Source organism: Streptomyces spiramenti (assembly GCF_012034385.1).
Taxonomy (GTDB): domain Bacteria; phylum Actinomycetota; class Actinomycetes; order Streptomycetales; family Streptomycetaceae; genus Streptomyces; species Streptomyces spiramenti.
This window is the reverse complement of the sequence record NZ_JAAVJB010000323.1, coordinates 1-4,387: the sequence shown is the minus strand read 5'-3', so window position 1 is coordinate 4,387 and position 4,387 is coordinate 1. Positions and strand designations below refer to the sequence as shown.

The 4,387-nt window shown below is 74.5% G+C and carries 5 protein-coding genes and 1 pseudogene; all 6 read right to left on the bottom strand.

The genetic code is table 11. From position 1 onward, the window contains the following. Positions 1 to 228, bottom strand: a pseudogene (locus HCJ92_RS24495) (prepilin peptidase); the annotation flags it as partial. 594 nt (positions 229 to 822) lie between these two features. Further along, a complete protein-coding gene (locus HCJ92_RS22535; RefSeq protein WP_167935452.1) occupies positions 823 to 1,377 on the bottom strand; it encodes a DUF1990 family protein in 555 nt (184 codons plus the stop codon). 60 nt (positions 1,378 to 1,437) lie between these two features. Beyond that, positions 1,438 to 2,568, bottom strand: a complete 1,131-nt coding sequence (locus HCJ92_RS22530) for a DUF4328 domain-containing protein (RefSeq protein WP_167935451.1) — start codon at positions 2,566 to 2,568, stop codon at positions 1,438 to 1,440. 265 nt (positions 2,569 to 2,833) lie between these two features. Next, positions 2,834 to 3,346: an OmpA family protein gene (locus tag HCJ92_RS22525; RefSeq protein WP_167935450.1), complete on the bottom strand. Its 513-nt coding sequence runs from the start codon at positions 3,344 to 3,346 to the stop codon at positions 2,834 to 2,836. Between the two features lie 76 nt (positions 3,347 to 3,422). Beyond that, the gene (locus HCJ92_RS22520) at positions 3,423 to 3,881 is read right to left on the bottom strand and encodes a TadE/TadG family type IV pilus assembly protein (protein WP_167935449.1); all 459 of its coding nucleotides are present in this window, start codon (positions 3,879 to 3,881) and stop codon (positions 3,423 to 3,425) included. Next, complete coding sequence (locus HCJ92_RS25445; RefSeq protein ID WP_167935448.1) at positions 3,878 to 4,219, bottom strand: TadE/TadG family type IV pilus assembly protein; 342 nt, start codon at positions 4,217 to 4,219, stop codon at positions 3,878 to 3,880. Before HCJ92_RS25445 ends, HCJ92_RS22520 begins: the two co-directional genes overlap by 4 nt. Positions 4,220 to 4,387 lie beyond the last annotated feature (168 nt).

Genomic DNA, 4,387 nt, shown 5'->3' with positions numbered 1-4,387 from the left:
GGGTGGGGCAGCGGCCCTCGGCCCGGCGGGGCGACCGTCCCGGCAGGCAGGGCAGCGACCGGCGGGCCCGAGCCAGCCGCGGGCTCCGCCCGGCCAGGGGTGGCCCTGCGGGCACGTCGGCCGCCAGGGCTCGTCGGGCTCGACGGAGAGTCGATGGACGGCTCGCGGGAGCAACGAACCGGCGGCGGCTCCGTAGACGGCGGCGGCGACGATCAGCGGCACAGACACGAGCTGAGCGTACGGGCTCCGCTCCCCCGGTGGGCACGGCCCACAGCGCGCTCCGGGTCTCCCACGGCGCAACGGTGACGGGGGGGGGCACGGCCACACGGGCCGCCCGTCGGCTGCGGCGCGGGGCGTGACGGCGACGGCGGCGGCGCACATCGACGACGGGCACGCCCGGACCGGCGGCGATCCCCGACCGGCTCGCACGCCGGGCGCGCGAAGCGGGTGGAGAGGGATCGAGGAGAGGCGGCGCAAGGGGCGCATGCGGCCGGTGCCACGAAAACGTGCGGGGGGACGCCGGTGTCGGCGTCCGCCCCACGGAAGAGGCAGCGGGCCGGCCCGCTCGAGTGGGGGGGAGAGCGGACCGGCCCGCGCGGGGCGGGACGGAGCGGGGGGGGTTGCTCACGTCCGGCCCAGCCAGCCGTCGCCGGGGTGGGTGTGACGACGCTGGCAGTTGGTGACCGTTAAACAATACCCCAAGGCTTCGCGGTCAGGAATGGCGACAGGGCACCCCGGACCCGCACAGATGTGGGGGACGACACCCCTCCCGAACAGCGGTGATGTTGCGTGATGAGCTCGTCATGGAGGGTGCCCGGCTGGTCAGCGGGGTGCGAGCAGTCGTCGCATCACGCGACCGCACCGTCGCGCGTAGTAGTGCTGCGCCGCACGTCCCAGTGACCCGGCAGCACGCGTGTACCAGACCCCTGGACGGCTGAAGGCAGTCACGGTCAGCCACACGGCGCCCATCCGATCGCGTTCGACGAGGAACGACTCCTCGCCCCGGACCGGGTGCCCCGGCAGCGTGCCGTAGCCCCAGCCGGCGAGACCGTCCTCCTCCACCACCCAGACGACCCGGCAGGGCGCACGGAGCAGCCGGAGCGGGCCGAGGCGGACCACCACGGCGACCGGCACCCCGAGTGCCGCCCGCGACCGCCCGGCCTCGATCCCCACCCCGACGGCGCGGTGCAGCCGCCACTCCATGAGGGCACGCGAGGCGGTGACAAACGCGTCCTCACCCGACCCGACGCGGGTGCGTACGCGCATCAGGTGGTAGCCGGGCGGTGGCAGCCGGCCCGGCTCTCTCGTGGCCCCGACCTCGGCATAGGTGAAGCCCGGAGTCGGTTCGGACGCCGGCGGATCATCGAAGTCGCCCATGCGTCGCAGCGTAGCGACAGCTCGCCCGCACGCCACATGCCGACAGTGACGCCGCCGGGGTCAACCGTCCTGGCCGTGACCGTGGCCCCGATGCGGGGGTCGGCCGCGACGCGCGGCCCGCCCCACACCTCCGGGGCTGCGGAAGCGATCCCCCGAGGTGCCCGACCCGCCGGGGCGACCGCGTGGCGCGCCCGGCCGGGGCTGCGGCACCTCCGACAGCCGGGGGACGCCCTCACCCGAGACCGGTTCCTCGCCCCGTGGCCCGTGGTCGACATCGGTACCGGCTCCGGTGCGCGGGACCGCGCCGCGATCGGGGCCGGAGCGGGGGTCGGGGTCGGCCTCCGCTCCCCAGCGCGCCACCACGCGACCGAGCAACTGCTCGCGGTCGAGTTCGGCGACGGCCATCGGCCGCGGCCCGTCAGGGGGGCCGGCGGCCAGAGCCCGCTCCTGCAGTCGGGTGGTGCGCCACAACAGCGCGACCGTGGCGAACGCACAGGCGATCAGCAGACCGTCCGCCACCGTGAGCACCCGCACCGCGTTCTCCAGCGGTGCCGCCGCCGGGACCTTGCCCTCGGCCAGGCGCCCGCCGGCCTGCGGCGCGGCCTCCCACCACAGCCAGAAGGCCGACGCGCTGACCGTCACCGTCGCGATCCACAGCAGCCACCAGACGTGGAGCACGACGCGGCCACCACCGGCGCCCGGAGGGCGCAGTTCGGCGAGCGTCCTGCGTGGCACGACGAGGTTGGCGACCGGCACCAGCCAGCCCGCGTAGGCGAAGCCACGCCGCACGGAAGGATCCGCGCCGGCCAGCAACCGCGCGTTGCTCCGCGCGCGCCGGAACCACAGCAGGAAGAAGCCGGCGGTGAGGGTGCCCACGACCACCCAGGGGCCGGTGGCGTTCTCCATCAGCCCCGCTATGCGGGTGTCCTCGGGAAGCAGCGCCCGCTCTGCGGACCGCCACTGCTCAACGGTCATGCCGGAGGGGTCGATGTCGTGCGACTGGGCGAGGTAGGCGAGCTTCTCCCGGGCGGCGAGCAGCCGCTGCCAGGAGAGCACCGCGCAGAGAACCAGCAGCGCGGAGGAGGCGACGGTCAGCCATCGAAGCGACTTGAAGCGGCGCAGCGGCCGGCACCTCGCGCAGACGCCCGTGGCCGCGTCGGCCTCACTCGCGCGGCACCTCCAACAGCGCACTGCTCTCACCTCTCCCCGCAGCTCTCTCGCACTCCGACCGGGGCCGGGACGCGAGGCCCCATCGATTCGAACACCGAGAGTAACATCCCTTGCCGGTAATGTCACCCCCCGTACACGGCGACATTCCGCGTCGATCCCGCACCCTTCGCTTCCGCGATGGACCGAGGACCGGAACGGGGGCGACCGTCACGCCGATCGGTCGGAAGAGGCGGATGCCCCGGCCTGCGAGGGCCGGGGCATCCGGGGTGGGTCTCACGAACGGCGGCTACCCACCGGTGGGCCAGGAGATCTCGACCCGCCGGTTCTTCTGTCGCCCCTCGTCGGTGCTGTTGTCGTAGAGGAAGTACTCCTCGCTGTACCCGTTGATGTTGAACGTGATGTCACCCGCGTCGCCCATCAGGTCGATGAGCGCAAGCTGGGTGTTCTCCGCACGCTCGTTGGAGAGCTGGACGCCGAAGTCGTAGGAGCCCTGGCTGTCGGTGAAACCGAAGATGTTCACCCACTCGGGCTGCTCCTCCTCGATGGCGGCGGCCACGGCCTCCAGCGAGGCGAGGGACTCCTCGCTCAGATCCGCCTCGCTCTCCTCGAAGAGCACGCCGGCCTGCAGGACGAACTTGCGCTGCCCGCCGGTGCGCTCCTCCCGCGTCGGCATCGCCGACATCTCGGCGAGGTCGGTCTCCTGCAGCAGTTTGGCGCGGTAGACGGCGACGAGTCGGCTGTCGCCCTGGTCGGTGCCGGTCGGTTCGTCCGGGGCGGCGAGCCGGGACCTCAGGCCCATGGGGTGCTCCTCCTCGCGGGGGCGGTGCGGCGGGGGTGGCCGGGCGGCGGTGGGTGGCCCGGCGGGGGCGGGGTGATCAGTCGCACGGCATCGTCACCGACCGGGTGGCCGTGCCGAATCCGTCGACGAACGGCAGGACGGACGGGATCCGGATGCGGGCGGTGACGGTCGCGACGTCGGCGGAGCCGCCGCAGCCGGCGTCCAGGGAGTAGCCGACGGCCAGCCAGTCGCTGACCGCGGCCCGGCCCGCGCTCTGGTAGCGGTCGGCGATGTCGTCCTGGGAGGCGACCCTCGCCGCGGCCCGGGCGCCGGTTCCGGCCTGCTGGACGGCGTAGCCGACCAGTCCGAGCTGGACACCGGCGAGGGCGACGACGAGCAGGACGGGGAGCCATCCGGCGAACTCCACCGCGGTGATGCCACGTTGGGCGTCCCGCCCCCGGGGGGAACCGGCGACGGTGGTGGTGGGGCCCCCGACGACGGCGGGGCCCGCGGTGGTGGCGGTTGCCTCGGCGGTGTCGGTGTCCGGCGGCCTCACGGTCGTCCCTCCGCGGCGGCGCCGGCGCGTCCGGGCACGTCGAAGGGCATGTCGAGCACCCCGGGGAAGAGCGCCGGCACCCGGAGGGTGACCTCGGCCCGGTAGATGTCGCCCTGTTGTCCGCACGAGGCGTTGACGCTCCACGCGGCCGGCACGTGCCGGGCGGCGGCCTCGGCGCACGCTCCGGCCGCCCCGCCGCGCGCGGCGGCACCGGCCCGCGCGGCCTGGTCGGCGGCGTTTCCCGCGAGGGAGAAGGTGTAGCCGATGAGGATGCACTGCCAGATGACGGCGAGCATCAGCAGCACGTAGGGGAAGATTCCGGCGAACTCGACGAGCACGGCGCCCCGGTCGTCGCGGGCCGCCCACCGTGCCGGCCCGCAGGCGGTCCCCCGGCCGGTCCCGCCTCGGTGGGCGACACCGCCGAGGGCGACGGGACCGCCGCGAAGAAGGCGACCGCCAAGAAGGCCACGGCGAAGAAGACCACCGCCAAGAAGGCCACGGCGAAG

Excerpts from the sequence above, each read along its gene's own strand:
- HCJ92_RS22535 (WP_167935452.1), bottom strand. The coding sequence starts at position 1,377 with ATGGGCGACTTCGATGATCCGCCGGCGTCCGAACCGACTCCGGGCTTC.
- HCJ92_RS22525 (WP_167935450.1), bottom strand. The coding sequence starts at position 3,346 with ATGGGCCTGAGGTCCCGGCTCGCCGCCCCGGACGAACCGACCGGCACC.